Source organism: Methylobacterium segetis (genome assembly GCF_004348265.1).
GTDB lineage: Bacteria > Pseudomonadota > Alphaproteobacteria > Rhizobiales > Beijerinckiaceae > Methylobacterium > Methylobacterium segetis.
This window is the reverse complement of sequence record NZ_SMNT01000027.1, coordinates 36,699-52,386: the sequence shown is the minus strand read 5'-3', so window position 1 is coordinate 52,386 and position 15,688 is coordinate 36,699. Positions and strand designations below refer to the sequence as shown.

Genomic DNA, 15,688 nt, shown 5'->3' with positions numbered 1-15,688 from the left:
GATGCCAAGGGGGCGGCGGAGGCGGGCCTCGAGACGCTGGCGACGCTGACGATGCCGGCTCTCGACCCGGTGATCGCGCCGATCGTCTACGCCGTGCCGATCCAGTTGATCGCCTACCACACGGCGGTGGTCATGGGCAAAGACGTCGACCAGCCGCGGAACCTCGCCAAATCCGTCACGGTCGAATAGGCCCGTCGCGGCGGAGGGACGGCGGGGCGGCGCCGCCCTTGAGCGGATCGGCGCCAGCCGCTACCTCTCTGCCCCGGGGCGGTCCCGGCGGAGGCCGGGGCCTTCGGAACCCGGGCCCGCCGGCCCGCTCGCGAAAGTGAACCCGTGGCGCCACCCGTCCCGCCGATCCAGCCGCCGCTCCCGGAGATGGATCCCGCCCGCCAGCGCCGCCGCGTCAGCGTCCGCGGCCGGCTGCGGACCTACTTCCTCACAGGCATCATCGTGGCGGGGCCGCTCGCCATCACGATCTACATCACGTGGTGGTTCATCACCCTCATCGACGGCTGGGTGAAGCCGCTCGTGCCGGCGAGCTACCTGCCGGACCATTACCTGCCCTTCTCGATCCCGGGCCTCGGCCTCGTCATCGCCTTCGTGGCGGTGACGCTGCTCGGCTTCCTCACGGCCAACCTCGTCGGGCGCAGCGTCATCGAGTTCGGGGAGGTGCTGCTCGCGCGCACCCCCGTGATCTCGGGGCTCTACAAGGGGCTGCGGCAGATCTTCGAGACCCTGTTCTCGGCGAACGGCACCTCGTTCCGCACGGTCGGGCTCGTGGAATTCCCCGTGAAGGGGACGTGGTCGGTGGTGTTCCTGTCGGCCCCGGCCGCCACCGACATCCAGGGGGCGCTGCCGCCCGGCCACGACTACGTCGGCGTGTTCCTGCCCTGCGCACCGAACCCGACGACGGGGTTCTTCTTCTACCTGCCGCGCACGGAGATCATCGAGGTGGGGATCAGCGTCGACGACGCCGCCAAGCTCGTCATGTCGGCCGGCGTGATCCAGCCCGAGGATCCGCAGACGCGCCTGCAGGCGATGGCGGCGGGGCTGCGGGCCGCTCAGGTCGGCGCGGCGGCCGCGCCCGAGCGGCAGGACGCCTGAAGGGACCTTAGGAGGCGCTGGCGGTGGCGACGACGGGCGCCTTGACGGCGCTCGGCTGCGGGGCGCCGGGGCTCATCCAGCCCGTGGCGGTCTCGACGGCGAGGAGCAGGCCCAGCGCGAGGCAGAGGCCGTGGGCCGCGATCCAGAGGGGGCGGGAGGCCTGACGGACGGCCTGCGCGATCGCATCCGCGCCCGAATCGGCCGGCACGTCGTTCGTGTCGGAGATTGGCAGGAGCCACGGTTCGCCTGAATGGGCGTCCCAGCCCTCCGCAGAGCCCGGCAGGCGCAGGAACGGTCCGGTCATCGGCTTAGCCTCCACATCTCCGACGGTTGGGCTGAACGAATCAACCCTTCGTTCATGTTCAGTTAAGAATGGGACACGAACGCGGCAAGGGATGATGCCGTTCCGGAGCCTCGGCCGCAACCCCGAATCTGTATGGCAGATGAACGAGGCCCGCAGGTTCACCCGGAGGCCACAGGACGCACGGAAATCGTGAACGAACCTTAACCGGCCCCGAGCAGGCGGATCGCGGCCTCCCGCTCGAACAGGTAGAGGAGCACGCGCAGGGCCTGCCCCCGCTCGCTCCGGAGGCCGGGGTCGCGCTCGACCACGAGCCGGGCATCGTCGCGGGCGGCCTCCAGCAGGCCGCCGTCGCTCTCCAGGCTCGCGAGGCGGAAGGCGGCGAGGCCCGACTGGCGGGTGCCCAGCACCTCGCCCTCGCCGCGCAGGCGCAGGTCCTCCTCGGCGATCCGGAAGCCGTCCTCGCTGTCGCGCATCATCTCGAGCCGGGCCCGGGCGACCTGGCCGAGCGGCCCCCGGTAGAGCAGCAGGCAGGAGGAGGCGGCCGAGCCGCGGCCCACCCGCCCGCGCAGCTGGTGGAGCTGGGCGAGGCCGAAGCGCTCCGCATGCTCGATCACCATGATGGTCGCCTCCGGAACGTCGACGCCGACCTCGACCACGGTGGTGGAGACGAGGATCCGGGTCGTGCCGGCCGCGAAGCGCTCCATCGCCGCGTCCTTGTCCGGCCCCGGCATCTTGCCGTGGATCAGGCCGACCGCCGCCCCGAAATGGCCCGCCAGATCCTCGAACCGCTCCTGCGCGGCGGCGAGGTCGACGAACTCGGATTCGGCGACGAGCGGGCAGATCCAGTAGACCCGCTCGCCCCGCGCCAGCGCCCGCTCCAGCCCCGCCACCACCTCGTCGATGCGCTCCACGGGGATCGTGATCGTCCGGATCGGCTGGCGGCCGGCGGGCTTCTCGTCGAGGACCGAGACGTCCATGTCGCCGAAGAAGGTGAGCGCCAGGGTCCGCGGGATCGGCGTCGCGGTCATCACGAGGAAGTCGACCGCCTCGCCCTTGGCGCCGAGCGCGAGGCGCTGGTGCACGCCGAAGCGGTGCTGCTCGTCCACCACCGCGAGGCCGAGATCGCGGAACACCACGCTCTCCTGGAACAGGGCGTGGGTACCGACGAGGATGTCGATCTGGCCCTCGGCGAGGTCGGCGAGCGTCGCGCGCCGCTCCGCCGTCCGATCGCGCCCCGTCATCAGGCGCAGGCGCAAGGGGCCGGCGAGCGGGCGCAGCCGCTCGTGATGCTGGCGGGCCAGGATCTCGGTCGGCGCCATCAGGGCCGCCTGCCGCCCCGCCTCGACGGCATGCGCCATGGCGAGCAGCGCCACCGCCGTCTTGCCGGAGCCGACATCGCCCTGGAGGAGGCGCAGCATGCGCCGGTCGCTGGCGAGGTCCGCCCGGATCTCGGCCACCGCGCGGGCCTGCGCGCCCGTCAGCCCGAAGGGGAGGCCGGCCTCGATCCGGCCGGCGAGGTGCCCGTCGCCGGCATTGACCCGGCCGGGCTTGCGGCGCTGGCGGGCCCGCAGCAGGGCGAGCGCCAGTTGCGAGGCGAGCAATTCGTCGTAGGCGAGGCGCTGGCGGGCGGGCGGCCGGGGCGGGGCCTCCGCGCCCTCCCGCCGGGGTGGGGGCGCCTCCTCGGGCCGGTGCTCGGCCCGCAGCGCGTCGGCGAAGGCGGGCCAGCCCTGGCGGGCGAGCCAAGCCGGGTCCTGCCATTCGGGCAGCACCGGCAGCCGGTCGAGGGCGGCGTGGGCGAGCTTCGAGATCGCCCGCGAGGTCAGCCCCTCCGTCGCCCCGTAGATCGGCTCGACGGCGGGGAGGGCGGCGAGCCCGGCCTCGTCGGTGACGCGGGAGGGGTGCACCATCTGCCGGTGCCCGTCCCAGAGGTCGATCCGGCCCGAGACGTAGCGGTGGCTGCCGAGCGGCAGCATCTTCTCGATCCGCGCCCGCGGCATGCCGAAGAAGACGAGGGAGATGTCGCCGGTGGCATCCTCCACCAGCACCCGGTGCGGGCGCCGCCCGGCCCCGGGCTGCGGCGGCCGGTGGGCCACGACCGTGACGCCGAGGGTGACGGGCTCGCCCGGCGGCGCCTCGGCGATCGAGCCCTTCATCTGGCGCGCCACGCCCCCCTGCGGCAGGTGGAACAGCAGGTCGACGATGCGGGCCGCCTGCTCGGGGCTGCCGAGAAGCCGCTCGATCAGGGGCGCGGCCTTCGGGCCGATTCCGGGCAGGGTCCGGGCGGGGGCGAAGAGCGGGTCGAGGATGGTCGGCCGGAGCGGCGTCGGGGCAGGGGCGTCGGTCATGCGGAAGCGGCGGGGGCGGGGACGCGGCCTTCGAGGATGGTGCCGCGGGCGGTCGACCTTATATACCGGATCCGGCCCGGCTCCCGCTGCGGCACAGCTTCCAGAATCGCGGCGAGGCGGCGCAAGCCGTCCTTGCAATCCGTCGCTCCAGGGATCAGGGGATTCAGGGATCCGTGGATCCCCGGATCACGGCATCACGGGTTTGGCTCCCAAGATTGGCTCCAAGGTTCGCTCCATGTCCGGCACCACCCGCACCAGCGCGGATCTCGATCCGCGCCGCCGCCGCACCCTCTACCGGGCCTGGCACCGCGGCATCCGCGAGATGGACCTGATCATGGGCCGCTTCGCCGATGCCGAGATCGGCCGCTTGAGCGAGGCGGAGCTGGCGGAGTTCGAGGCGCTGATCGAGGTGCCCGACCGCGACCTGTTCCGCTGGCTCACCGGCGAGGCGGAGGTGCCGGGAAACTACGACACGCCGGTCTACCGGCGGCTGCGATCGTTCCACCGGCACGACGCGCCGATCCATAGCTGACGCGGCTCGGTCTCCCGCCTCTCCCGTCCGGGAGAGGTCGCATGCGCGCCAGCGCACCGGGTGAGGGATGCGCGTCAGCCGGAGCGCGCCCCCTCACCCCAGCCCTCTCCCGCACGGGAGAGGGAGCGCGTCGGCGCCGAGTTATTCACGCTGCCAGCAGAACGAAGCGACCCGCACCCCCTTCATGTCGAAACCCGCCCCGAAACCCTCCGCCCCGAAGCCGCAGGCCGCCCGCTTCGCCCTGCCGAAATCCGGCCCCCTCGCGAAGGCGCTGGAGGCGCTCAAGCGCGGCGACAGCCCGACGCTCTCCCGCGTGCCGGAAGGCTTCGACGCCCTCGTCGTGGCCGATCTCGCACGCGCGCTCGGTCAGGGCTTCGAGGGGCCGGCGGTGCTGGTCCACGTGGCGCGCGATTCCGGGCGCTCGAACGCCTTCCAGACGGCGCTCCGCTTCGTGGCGCCCGAGATCGAGATCATGAGCGTGCCGGCCTGGGACTGCCAGCCCTACGACCGGGTCTCGCCCAATTCCGCCATCGCCGCGCAGCGGATGACGGCGCTCTCGCGGCTGACCCGCTCGCGCTCCTCCGAGGAGAACCCCCGCATCCTCTGCACCACCGTCAACGCCCTCGTGCAGCGGGTGCCGCCGCGGGAGCGGATCGCGGTCGAGACCTTCTCGGCGGCGATCGGCAACGTCGTGTCGATGGACAAGGTCACGGCCTGGGTCGAGGCGAACGGCTTCCTGCGCACCGGCACCGTGCGCGACACCGGCGAGTACGCCGTGCGCGGCGGCATCCTCGACCTGTCGCCGCCGGGCCTGCCGAACCCGATCCGCCTCGACTTCTTCGGCGACACGCTCGAATCGATCCGCGCCTTCGATCCGGAGACCCAGCGCACGATCGGGCAATTGCGCTCCCTCGACCTCGTGCCGATGAGCGAGGTGCAGCTCACCACCGAGACGATCCGGCGCTTCCGCCAGGGCTACATCCAGAATTTCGGCGCCGCGACCCGGGACGACCGCCTCTACGAGACGGTGAGCGAGGGCCGCCGCTACGCCGGGCTCGAGCACTGGATGCCGCTCTTCTACGACCATCTCGACACGCTGTTCGACTACGTCGCGGGCGTGCCGCTGGTGTTCGACGCGCAGGTCGAGGAGGCGGTGGCCGAGCGCCTCGCCCTCGTCCAGGATTACTTCCAGGCCCGCGAGGGCGCGCTCAAGACGCCCCAGGCCGGCGTCGCGCCCTACAAGCCGCTGCCGCCGCGCGCCCTCTACCTCACCCCGAACGAGTGGAAGGAGCGCGTCGCCGGCGCGAGCGTGGCCCGGCTCACGCCCTTCGCCCTGCCCGAGAGCGCGGATCGCGCCGTCATCGATTGCGAGGGCCAGCCGGGGCGCAGCTTCGCGCCCGAGCGCGCCGAGGAATCGGCAAGCGTCTTCGACGCCGCGGTGGCGCATGTGCGCGACCTGCAGGGATCCGGTCATCACGTGATCCTCGGATCCTGGTCCGACGGCTCCCGGGACCGGCTCTGCGGCGTGCTGTCGGACCACGGCCTGAAGAAGCCGGTCGCGATCACCCGGCTGTCGGACGTCTACGCCCTGAAGCGCGGCACGGATGTCGCGGTCGCGGTCTGGGGGCTCGAGGCCGGGTTCACGGCGGGCCAGCTCGCGGTCGTGGCCGAGGGCGACATCCTCGGCGACCGGCTGGTGCGCGCCAAGCGCAAGGCCAAGCGCCCGCAGGACGTCATCCTGGAGGTGCAGGCGCTGCAGCCGGGCGACCTCGTGGTCCATGCCGACCACGGCATCGGCCGCTTCGTCGGCCTCAAGACCATCACGGCGGCGGGCGCGCCGCACGATTGCCTGGAGCTGCAATATACCGGCGGCCTGCTGCTCCTGCCGGTGGAGAACATCGAGCTCCTGACCCGCTACGGCTCCGAGGATGCCGAGGTGCCCCTCGACCGGCTCGGCGGCGGCGCCTGGCAGGCCCGCAAGGCCAAGATGAAGCGCCGCATCCTCGAGATGGCGGGCGCGCTCATCAAGATCGCGGCCGAGCGCTTCGTGAAGCCCGCCCCCCGCCTCGTCGCGCCGGAGGGGCTCTACGGCGAGTTCGCCGCCCGCTTCCCCTTCGAGGAGACCGAGGACCAGGGCAACGCCATCGAGGCGGTGCTCGACGACCTCAATGCGGGCCGGCCGATGGACCGGCTCGTCTGCGGCGATGTCGGCTTCGGCAAGACCGAGGTGGCGCTCCGCGCCGCCTTCGCGGCGGCGATCTCGGGGCGTCAGGTGGCGGTGGTGGTGCCCACCACGCTGCTGGCCCGCCAGCACTACCGGACCTTCGCCGAGCGCTTCAAGGGATTGCCCGTCCAGGTGGCGCAGGCCTCGCGCTTCGTGTCGAGCGGGGACCTCAAGAAGGTCCGCGAGGGGCTCGCCGACGGCACCGTCGACATCGTGGTCGGCACCCACGCGCTGCTCGCCAAGGCGGTCACGTTCAAGGATCTCGGCCTCATCATCGTGGACGAGGAGCAGCATTTCGGCGTCACCCACAAGGAGCGGCTGAAGGCGCTCAAGAGCGACGTCCACGTGCTGACGCTCTCGGCGACCCCGATCCCGCGCACCCTCCAGCTCGCCATGACGGGCGTGCGCGAGCTCTCGATCATCGCGACCCCCCCGGTCGACCGCCTCGCCGTGCGCACCTTCGTGACGCCCTTCGACCCCCTGCTGATCCGCGAGGCGCTCCTGCGCGAGCGCTACCGCGGGGGCCAGGCCTTCTACGTGGTGCCGCGCATCGAGGACCTCGCCGAGGTGAAGCGCTTCCTCGATGCCGAGATGCCCGAGATCAAGGTCGCGGTCGCCCACGGCCAGATGGCGGCGGGCCAGCTCGAGGACGTGATGACGGCCTTCTACGAGGGCAAGTTCGACGTGCTCCTCTCGACCACGATCGTGGAATCGGGCCTCGACATCCCGACCGCCAACACGCTGATCGTGCACCGGGCCGACATGTTCGGGCTGGCCCAGCTCTACCAGCTCCGGGGCCGCGTCGGCCGCTCGAAGGCGCGGGCCTACGCGCTCTTCACGACGCCGGCGAACCGCCAGCTCACGGTCCAGGCCGAGAAGCGGCTGCAGGTGCTCCAGAGCCTCGACACGCTGGGCGCGGGCTTCCAGCTCGCCTCCCACGACCTCGACATCCGCGGCGCCGGCAACCTGCTCGGCGACGAGCAATCCGGCCACATCAAGGAGGTCGGCTACGAGCTCTACCAGCAGATGCTGGAGGATGCGGTCACCGCGCTGAAGGCGGGCATCGACGAGCCGGTGGAGGAGGCGTGGTCGCCCACCATCGCGCTCGGCGCCCCTGTCACCATCCCGGAGGATTACGTCGAGGACCTCACGGTGCGCCTCGGCCTCTACCGGCGCCTCTCGACGATCGAGAACGATGCCGAGATGGAGAGCTTCGGGGCCGAGCTGATCGACCGGTTCGGGCCGCTGCCGCCGGAGGTGGAGCAGCTCCTCAAGATCGTGACGATCAAGATCCTGTGCCGCGACACGAACGTCGAGAAGGTCGAGGCCGGCCCGAAGGGCGTCGTCATCCACTTCCGCGACCGGGCCTTCGCCAACCCGCCGGGTCTCGTGGCCTTCGTCGCCGAGCAGGGCTCCTTCGCCAAGGTCCGGCCCGACATGAGCATCGTCTTCATCCGCGAGCTCGACACGGTGCCGGAGCGCCTGAAGATCACGACGCAGATCCTGCGGAGCCTGGCCAAGATCGCGGGGCGCAAGGGCAGGAAGGCGGCCTGACCGGGGCCGCCTCGCGACGTGTCGATGAGGGAGAACAGGGAGGGGGGCGAGGGGCTTACGGCCCGATCCTCGCGCGGAACCTGAGCGCGTCCTCCGCCCCCGAGGCGGGCTCGCGGGACGCGCGGCGTCGGTGCGCTAGAGGTCCGGCTCGTTGAGGACGTAGGGGCCGATGCGGCTCTTCAGGTCGACGGGTGCGCCGCTGCGGGCGCCCGCGGCCTCGTCCACGACGAGGACGGGGATGCCGGCCTCGCGCATCTGGGCGCGCAGGGCGGCGGCGCGCTCGGCGAAGGCGGAGCCGCCGCGGGCCGGGGTCTGGAGCAGGATGGCGGCGGGGCGGGCGATCACCGCGAGCACGTCCTCGGCCGCTTCGAGCGAGGCCGTGACGCTCGCGTAGCCGAGCTCGGCGAGCTCCGCAGCAAGGGAATGATCGACGGCGCGGTGGCCGTCGTCGACAACAAGGACTTGTTGCAGCGCACCCATAAGCTTCAGCGTTATCTCATCGCGCGTCCCTTGGGAAGGGACCCTAGCAATAACACGCTGGGGCCGGATTGGTTCGCCCGCGAGATTGCAGTGCGAAAGATGCCGACCTCACCTGAGCGCGAGATGAACCACCACTTCGGGCGGGGGCGAGGCGGCGCCGTTGCTGTTCATTGCGGGGGGCGGGGACCGGGGCGGCAGGCCCCGGGCCGGCGCGCCCGTGCCGACGAGGGCGGCCGATCGCGCGGTCCCGCCGCTCAGGGCCGTGCCGGCCCGCGCATCAGCTCCGGCGCGTTGAGGCGGGGCAGGACCCCCTCGCGCATGACCGCGCGGCGCAAGGGGCCGATCGTCGTCATGGCGAGGAGCCCGGCGCCGCGCAGGGCGTCGAGGGGCAGGAAGGGGGTGAGCAGGCTCCGGTTGAGGGCGTCGACCGCGGCCGTGCGCAGGCCCGCATCGAGGCTGCGCGCCCGCGCGAAGCCGGACAGCGCGCTCCGCGCGCCGGGATCGCGCCCGTCCCGGGCCGCGGCGACGACGGCGTCGCGCAGGGCCGCCGCGTCGCGCAGGCCGAGGTTGAGGCCCTGCGCGCCGATCGGGGGGAAGACGTGGGCCGCCTCGCCGATCAGGGCGAGGCGGTGCGCCACGGGGGTGCCCACCGAGAGCCCCCGCATCGGCACGAGGCCGCGCGGCCCGTCGATCCGCATCCGCCCGAGCAGCCCTTGCGCCTGCCGCTCGGCGGCCAGTGCGAGGGCGGCATCGTCGAGGTCCGACAGGCGGCGCGCCGCGCCCTCGCCCGTGACCCAGACGAGGCTGGAGCGGTGGCCGCCCGGCAGCGGCACCAGGGTGAAGGGGCCGGCCCGGGTGTGGAACTCGGTGGAGACGTCCCGGTGCGGGCGCGCATGGGCCAGCAGCGTCGTCACCGCGCCCTGCGGATAGGACCAGTCCCGCACCCGGATGCCGGAGGCCGCCCGCAGGCGCGAGCGCCCGCCATCGGCCGCGACCACGAGCCGCGCGTCGAGGCCGGCCCCGTCCTCCAGGGTCAGCCGGGCCGCCGCCTCGCCGGCCGCGAAGCCCGCCACGTCGCGCTCGATCAGGGTGAGGTTCGCAGCCCCGCGGGCCGCCTCCCGCAGGCCCTCGACGAGGCGGGCGCTCTCGACGTTCCAGCCGAAGGCGGCGAGCCCGATCTCGCCGGCCCGGAACCGGGCCGGGGGCGGCCGGAACAGGCTGCCGGTATCGTCGACGATGTGCAGTTCGGCGAGCGGCGCCGCGTGGTCCCGGAGCGCCTCCCAGGCCCCGAGGGCCTCGAGGAAGCGCACCGAGCCGTCGAGGAGGGCGACGGTGCGCCCGTCCGCCACCGGCGCGTGGCGGCCGACGAGCGCCGTGGCGATGCCCGCCCGCGCCAGCGCCAGGGCCGCCGAGAGCCCGGCCGCGCCCGCGCCCACCACCGCGACGGCATGGGGGCCGGGCTCGGAGCGGGGCAGGGGGGCGGGAGCGGAATCGGGCACGGCGGGGCATCCTCACGCGGCGGAGCGCCGGCTTCGGGATCGGGTCCCGCGGAGATCTAGGGGCCGGGCGCCCGCCTGTCACATCGTTCCGGGGTCGCGGAGCCTGCCCGCGGCCCATCGGATGCGCAGGAGATCGCACCGAGGGATCGCACCGAGGGGCCGCACCGAGCGACCGCCCTGGGGGATCGCGCCGGAGAGTAGCGCCGGAGAATCGCGCCTTGCCGCGCAGTCGCCGATCTGCGCCCGCCGGCCATCTGAGGGGTTTCGAGGCCGGCGGGCGCAGACGACCGGAACAAGGCGACCCGGTCCGGGGCATCCTGACCGGAAACTGTCTAAAAATACACAATTGCCCGCGGGGCTCTGCACAGGTTTCGGGTATGCGGGGCGCTTGCCTCGGGTCCGCGCGGCGGGGCAGGGATGCGTCCTTGCCCTGGCCCGCTCCGCCCTATCTCGGAACGGACAGGCCCCCATGGTCAGGAGCTCACGATGAAGGCGATCCGGGTTCACGCATACGGCGGCCCCGAGGTGATGGCGTACGAGGACGTGCCGCTGCCCGAGCCCGGGCCGGGCCAGATCCGGGTGCGCCAGGGCGCGATCGGCGTGAACTTCATCGACATCTACTTCCGCACCGGCGCCTACAAGGCGGCGCAGCTGCCCTTCACCCCGGGCAAGGAGGGCGCGGGCAGGGTGACGGCGGTGGGCGCGGGCGTGACCGGCTTCCGGGTGGGCGACCGCGTCGCCTACGGCTCGGCCGAGGGCACCTACGCCGAGGAGCCCGTGATCGCCGCGGCGGCGGCCGTGCACGTGCCCGAGGGAATCGACGACGCGACCGCCGCGGCGATGATGCTGAAGGGGCTGACCGCCGAGTACCTGCTGCACCGGGTCTACCGGGTGAAGCCGGGCGACACGATCCTGTTCCACGCCGCGGCCGGGGGCGTCGGCCTCATCGCCTGCCAATGGGCCAAGCACCTCGGCGCCACCGTGATCGGCACGGCGGGCACGCCGGAGAAGGCGGAGCTCGCCAAGGCCCATGGCTGCGACCACGTCATCCTCTACCGCGAGGAGGATTTCGCGGCGCGCGTGCGGGAGATCACCGGCGGCAAGGGCGTGCCGGTCGTCTACGACGGCGTCGGCAAGGCGACTTTCCCCGCCTCCCTCGACTGCCTGTCCCCGCTCGGCACCTTCGTCAGCTTCGGCTCGGCCTCGGGCGCCATCGACGCCTTCGACATCGGCCTCCTCGCCCAGAAGGGCTCGCTCTACGCGATCCGCCCGACGCTCTTCACCTTCTCCAGCCAGCGCCCGGTCCTCGACGCGATGGCCGAGAACCTGTTCGGCGCCGTCCGGAGCGGGGCGGTGAGGATCCCCGTCAACGCCCGCTACAAGCTGGCCGAGGCCCAGCAGGTCCACCGCGACCTCGCCGGCCGCGAGACGACCGGCTCGACCGTGATGGAGCCGTGACGCGGGACGCGGGCGCCGATGGGCCGGGTGCGCCGCGCCCCCTCTCCCGTTCGGGAGAGGGTCGGGGTGAGGGGCGCGGCCTCTCCGGACGGACCTGAACCCCTCGCCCTGTCCCCCTCCCGAACGGGAGAGGGGATCCGCGCCCGAGGGAGCGGGGGGGAGCCCATCGGCCGCGCGGTCGGCATCGCCGCCGCCCCTCAGGCGGCCGCGTCGGGCGGGACACCGAGCCGGCCCGCGATGAAGCGGCGCTCCTGGGTCAGGCCGCCGAAGCCGTAGGCGTCGGCGCTCACCTCCGCCACGTGGACGTAGCTCTCCGGGTGCAGGTCGCCGAGGAGCCGGCCCATCCCGTCGTGGATCGCGGCGAGGAAGGCCTCCTTCTCCTCCTTGGTGTTGGTGCCGTCGACGACCCGGATCTCCAGCCAGTAGCTCGACCGACCCTGATCGGCGAGGCTCGGCCCCCCGGCGAACCAGGCCGCGGGATCGATCCGCTCGACGACGACGGCCGTGAGGTCGGCGCGCTTGCGCAGGCACTCGGTGGAGGCCCGCGCGGCCAGGGTGGCGACCGCCCGCTCCAGGTCGGGCACGGGGCTGCGGGGGGCGACCTTGACGGTGATGATGGGCATGGGACCGGCTTCCTTGTCTCTGTGATCGTCTCGGTGACGGTCCCGACCCTGCGCCCGGCGCGGCGATTTGAGAAACGCGTTGTTGCGCTTTCAGAGATTTGTGTTTGAAATGTTTGGCATGCGCACCCTCGACCTCGACCAGCTCCGCGCCTTCCTCGTGGCGGCCGACCTGAAGAGCTTCACCGCCGCCGGCACCTGCCTCGGCGCGACGCAATCGGCGATCTCGCTGCGCATCGCGCGGCTGGAGGCGGGGGTCGGGCGGCGCCTCCTCGCCCGCACTCCGCGGGCGGTGGGCCTGACGCCGGAGGGCGCGCGCCTCCTGCCCCATGCCCGCGCCATCCTCGCCGCGCATGACCGCGCCTGGGCGGAGCTCGCGGACGGGGCGGGGCGGGCGAGCCTGCGGCTCGCGGTGAGCGACCACGCGGTGGGCGGCCATCTCGCGGCGGCGCTCGCCTCGCTGCGGGCGGCCCTGCCCCGACTCGTGCCCGACGTGACGGTCGGCCTCTCGTCGGCGATGCGCGAGGCCTACGACCGGGGCGAGGCGGAGGTGGCCGTCATCCGCGAGGAGGGGGAGCGGCGCGAGGGCACGCCGCTCTTCACGGACGCGCTGGTCTGGGCCGCGGCGCCCGGCCTCGACTGGAGCCCGGGCGAGCCGGTGCCGCTCGTCAGCCTCAGCGGCCCCTGCGGCGTCAAGGCGGCGGCCATCCAGGCCCTCGAGGCGGCGGGCCTGCCCTGGCGCCACGCCTTTTCCGGCGGCTCGGTGACCGCCCTGCAGGCGGCGGTGCGGGCGGGGCTCGGCCTCGCGCCGTTCGGCGTGCGCCACCTGCCCGCGGGCTGCGTCGCGCGGGAGGCGGGGCTGCCGCCCCTGGCCGGGACCCGGGTCGTGCTGCTGACCCGCCAGGACGGCCGGACCCGCGACATCCTCGCGGCGGCCTTCCGCGCGGCCGGGGCGCCGCGGGAGCGGGAGGCGGCCTGAGATCGCGGGATCCCCAGATCCGGGGAGGACAGGATCACCGGATCCGGGGAGGATGGGATCACCGGATCCGTGTATCCCGTGATCCCGGGCCCGAACCACCGGTCAGGGAGGCTTTCCGTGCTCCTCGCGCAGAGCGACGCGCTCCTCGTCATCGACGTCCAGAACGACTTCCTGCCCGGTGGCGCGCTCAACGTCCCGGGGGGTCGAAACGTGATCGCACCGATCAACCGGATGATCGCGATCTTCCCCCACGTCGTCGTCACGCAGGACTGGCACACGCGCGACCACGCCTCCTTCGCGACCCGCCACCCGGGCAAGGCCCCCTACGACACGGTCGAGATGCCCTACGGGCCCCAGGTGCTGTGGCCGGACCATTGCGTGCAGGGTACGCCGGGCGCCGACCTCGCCCCCGACCTCGACGCCCGCCGCGCCGGCCTCCTCATCCGCAAGGGCCACGCCCCGGAGGTCGACAGCTACTCCGCCTTCCTCGAGGCCGACCGCACCACCCGCACGGGGCTCGCCGGCTACCTGCGGGAGCGGGGAATCGAGCGCCTGTTCCTGTGCGGCCTCGCCACCGATTTCTGCGTGCTCTGGAGCGCCCTCGACGCCCGGGCCGACGGGTTCGCGGTGGTTCTCGTCGAGGACGCGGTCGCGGGCCTCGACCGTGACGGCTCGGTCGACCGCGCCCTGGCCACCATGGCGGCGGCGGGCGTCTCCCGCATCGCGAGCCGCGCCCTCACCGGATCCTGCGATCCCGGTCCGCCCTGATCCCGGGATCGCAGGATCCAGGGAGGCGATGCGCCGCATCCTTCCGGGGACCGGTCGCCCGCGGCCGGCGTTGGTCCGGCAGGCCCACGCAAGGAATTCCCATGACGACGAAGCATCCGAAGACGGACCATCCGACCGATGCCGACCTCAAGGGCAATCCGGGCATCGGCACCTCGAAGGGCATGACGATGTCCGGCGGCGACCCGGAGGACCTGGAGGCGGATTCGACCTTCGAGGGCGACGTCGAGAACGAGACGACGCCGGAGGGCGGCGTCGACCCGAACCACCGCCCGCGCAAGAATGCGTGAGGCCGCCGCGCCGGCCTGACGGCGCGGCCGGTCACTACGCCCGCGTTCGGGAGGGCGGCCCATCCCGAGGGCGCGGGCCGCCCTAGACCACGCTCCCGTGCAGGTCGTAGGCGTCCGCCGCCTCGATCTTCACGGTGACGATGTCGCCCGCCCGCACCGGGCGGCGGAAGGCGACGTGGACGCTGCCGTCGATCTCCGGCGCGTCGTACTTGGTGCGGCCGCGGGCGACGCTCGGGCCCGCCTCGTCGATGATCACGGGAAGCCGCTTGCCGACCTTCGCCTTCTGCAGGCGCAGCGACACCCCCTGCTGCGCCTCCATGAAGCGGCGCTTGCGCTCGGCCTGCACCTCCGGGGGCACGGGCGCCGCCACGTCGTTGGCGACCGCCCCCTTCACCGGCTCGTAGGTGAAGCAGCCGACCCGCTCGAGCTTGGCCTCCCGGATCCAGGCGAGCAGTTCCTCGAACTCGGCCTCCGTCTCCCCGGGGAAGCCCACGATGAAGGTCGAGCGGATGGCGAGGTCCGGGCACATCTCCCGCCAGCGGCGGATGCGCTCCAGTTGGAGTTCCTGGTTGCCGGGGCGGCGCATGCGCTTGAGCACGCTCGGGCTCGCGTGCTGGAGCGGCATGTCGAGGTAGGGCAGCACACGCCCCTCGGCCATCAGGGGGATGACCTCGTCCACGTGCGGGTAGGGATAGACGTAGTGCAGCCGCACCCAGGCCCCGAGCGTGCCGAGTTCGGCCGCGAGATCGGCGAAGCGCGCGCGCACCTCCCGGTCCCGCCAGGGGCTCGTCGCGTAGCGGATGTCGACGCCGTAGGCGCTCGTGTCCTGCGAGACGACGAGGAGTTCCTTGACGCCGGCCTTCACGAGCTTCTCGGCCTCGCGGAGCACGTCGCCCGCCGGGCGGCTGACGAGGTCGCCCCGGAGCGAGGGGATGATGCAGAAGGTGCAGCGGTTGTTGCAGCCCTCCGAAATCTTCAGATACGCGTAGTGCCGCGGGGTCAGCTTCACCCCCTGCGGCGGGATCAGGTCGAGGAAGGGGTCGTGGGCGGGAGGCACCGCCTCGTGGACCGCCGCCACCACGGATTCGTAGGCCTGGGGGCCGGTGACGGCCAGGAGGTTCGGATACCGGTCGCGGATCTCCTCGGGCTGCGCGCCCATGCAGCCCGTGACGATGACGCGCCCGTTCTCGGCCATGGCCTGGCCGATCGCGTCGAGGGATTCGGCCTTGGCCGAGTCGAGGAAGCCGCAGGTGTTGACGATGACGACGTCGGCCCCGTCGTGGCGGCGCGACAGCTCGTAGCCCTCCGCCCGCAGATGCGTGAGGATGCGCTCGGAATCGACCAGCGCCTTCGGACAGCCGAGGGAGACGAAGGAGATCCGAGGCGCGCTGGCCTTCGGGGCGCCGGTCTTGGGTGACGAGGAAGCGGTCATCGGCATACGGCAAAGAGGCGTCCGCGCGGGCCCGGCGCTCAGGCCGGACCGGCCGCGACGGATGCCAGGGCACGGGATTCG

At 73.1% G+C, this 15,688-nt stretch carries 13 protein-coding genes and 1 pseudogene; 8 read left to right on the top strand and 6 right to left on the bottom strand.

What is annotated here, in order from left to right; translation table 11 throughout:
- Together E1J50_RS09490 and E1J50_RS09485 are read left to right on the top strand one after the other, a co-directional pair.
- A pseudogene (locus tag E1J50_RS09490) lies at positions 1-189 on the top strand (glutamine--fructose-6-phosphate transaminase (isomerizing)); the annotation flags it as partial.
- Between the two features lie 144 nt (positions 190-333).
- Positions 334-1,104: a DUF502 domain-containing protein gene (locus E1J50_RS09485; protein WP_245516503.1), complete on the top strand. Its 771-nt coding sequence runs from the start codon at positions 334-336 to the stop codon at positions 1,102-1,104.
- A 7-nt stretch (positions 1,105-1,111) separates the two neighbouring features.
- Here the strand turns inward: E1J50_RS09485 and E1J50_RS09480 are convergent, their stop codons facing one another.
- Together E1J50_RS09480 and recG are read right to left on the bottom strand one after the other, a co-directional pair.
- Complete coding sequence (locus E1J50_RS09480) at positions 1,112-1,408, bottom strand: hypothetical protein (protein WP_132252852.1); 297 nt, start codon at positions 1,406-1,408, stop codon at positions 1,112-1,114.
- A 200-nt stretch (positions 1,409-1,608) separates the two neighbouring features.
- Entirely contained in the window at positions 1,609-3,753 is a 2,145-nt protein-coding gene (recG, locus tag E1J50_RS09475) for an ATP-dependent DNA helicase RecG (RefSeq protein ID WP_132252850.1), read from the bottom strand.
- Positions 3,754-3,988: 235 nt separating this feature from the next.
- Between recG and E1J50_RS09470 the strand changes: the two genes are divergently transcribed.
- Positions 3,989-4,285: an FAD assembly factor SdhE gene (locus E1J50_RS09470; protein ID WP_132252847.1), complete on the top strand. Its 297-nt coding sequence runs from the start codon at positions 3,989-3,991 to the stop codon at positions 4,283-4,285.
- 184 nt (positions 4,286-4,469) lie between these two features.
- The gene (mfd, locus tag E1J50_RS09465) at positions 4,470-8,063 is read left to right on the top strand and encodes a transcription-repair coupling factor (protein WP_132252845.1); all 3,594 of its coding nucleotides are present in this window, start codon (positions 4,470-4,472) and stop codon (positions 8,061-8,063) included.
- A 135-nt stretch (positions 8,064-8,198) separates the two neighbouring features.
- Here the strand turns inward: mfd and E1J50_RS09460 are convergent, their stop codons facing one another.
- Positions 8,199-8,543 carry a hypothetical protein gene (locus E1J50_RS09460; protein WP_132252842.1) on the bottom strand — a complete coding sequence of 115 codons (345 nt, stop codon included), beginning with the start codon at positions 8,541-8,543 and terminating at the stop codon, positions 8,199-8,201.
- Positions 8,544-8,797: 254 nt separating this feature from the next.
- Positions 8,798-10,042, bottom strand: a complete 1,245-nt coding sequence (locus E1J50_RS09455) for an FAD-dependent monooxygenase (protein ID WP_245516502.1) — start codon at positions 10,040-10,042, stop codon at positions 8,798-8,800.
- 486 nt (positions 10,043-10,528) lie between these two features.
- Here E1J50_RS09455 and E1J50_RS09450 point away from each other — a divergent pair, with 486 nt between their 5' ends.
- Positions 10,529-11,500, top strand: coding sequence for a quinone oxidoreductase family protein (locus E1J50_RS09450; protein ID WP_132252838.1), 972 nt, complete (start codon positions 10,529-10,531; stop codon positions 11,498-11,500).
- Between the two features lie 197 nt (positions 11,501-11,697).
- Here E1J50_RS09450 and E1J50_RS09445 read toward each other — a convergent pair whose 3' ends face one another.
- Positions 11,698-12,123 (bottom strand): tautomerase family protein, encoded by a 426-nt coding sequence (locus E1J50_RS09445; protein WP_132252835.1) that lies wholly within the window; start codon positions 12,121-12,123, stop codon positions 11,698-11,700.
- Positions 12,124-12,241: 118 nt separating this feature from the next.
- On the opposite strand from E1J50_RS09445, the gene E1J50_RS09440 reads away from it, so the two are divergent.
- From E1J50_RS09440 to E1J50_RS09430, 3 genes are all read left to right on the top strand, one after another.
- On the top strand, positions 12,242-13,099 hold the full coding sequence (locus E1J50_RS09440) for a LysR substrate-binding domain-containing protein (protein ID WP_132252831.1): 858 nt from the start codon (positions 12,242-12,244) through the stop codon (positions 13,097-13,099).
- 117 nt (positions 13,100-13,216) lie between these two features.
- Positions 13,217-13,867: a bifunctional nicotinamidase/pyrazinamidase gene (gene pncA / locus E1J50_RS09435; RefSeq protein ID WP_132252829.1), complete on the top strand. Its 651-nt coding sequence runs from the start codon at positions 13,217-13,219 to the stop codon at positions 13,865-13,867.
- A gap of 101 nt (positions 13,868-13,968) precedes the next feature.
- Entirely contained in the window at positions 13,969-14,175 is a 207-nt protein-coding gene (locus E1J50_RS09430; RefSeq protein ID WP_132252826.1) for a hypothetical protein, read from the top strand.
- 82 nt (positions 14,176-14,257) lie between these two features.
- On the opposite strand, the gene rimO is transcribed toward E1J50_RS09430, so the two are convergent.
- Positions 14,258-15,607, bottom strand: coding sequence for a 30S ribosomal protein S12 methylthiotransferase RimO (gene rimO, locus E1J50_RS09425; RefSeq protein ID WP_132252857.1), 1,350 nt, complete (start codon positions 15,605-15,607; stop codon positions 14,258-14,260).
- Positions 15,608-15,688: the final 81 nt, after the last annotated feature.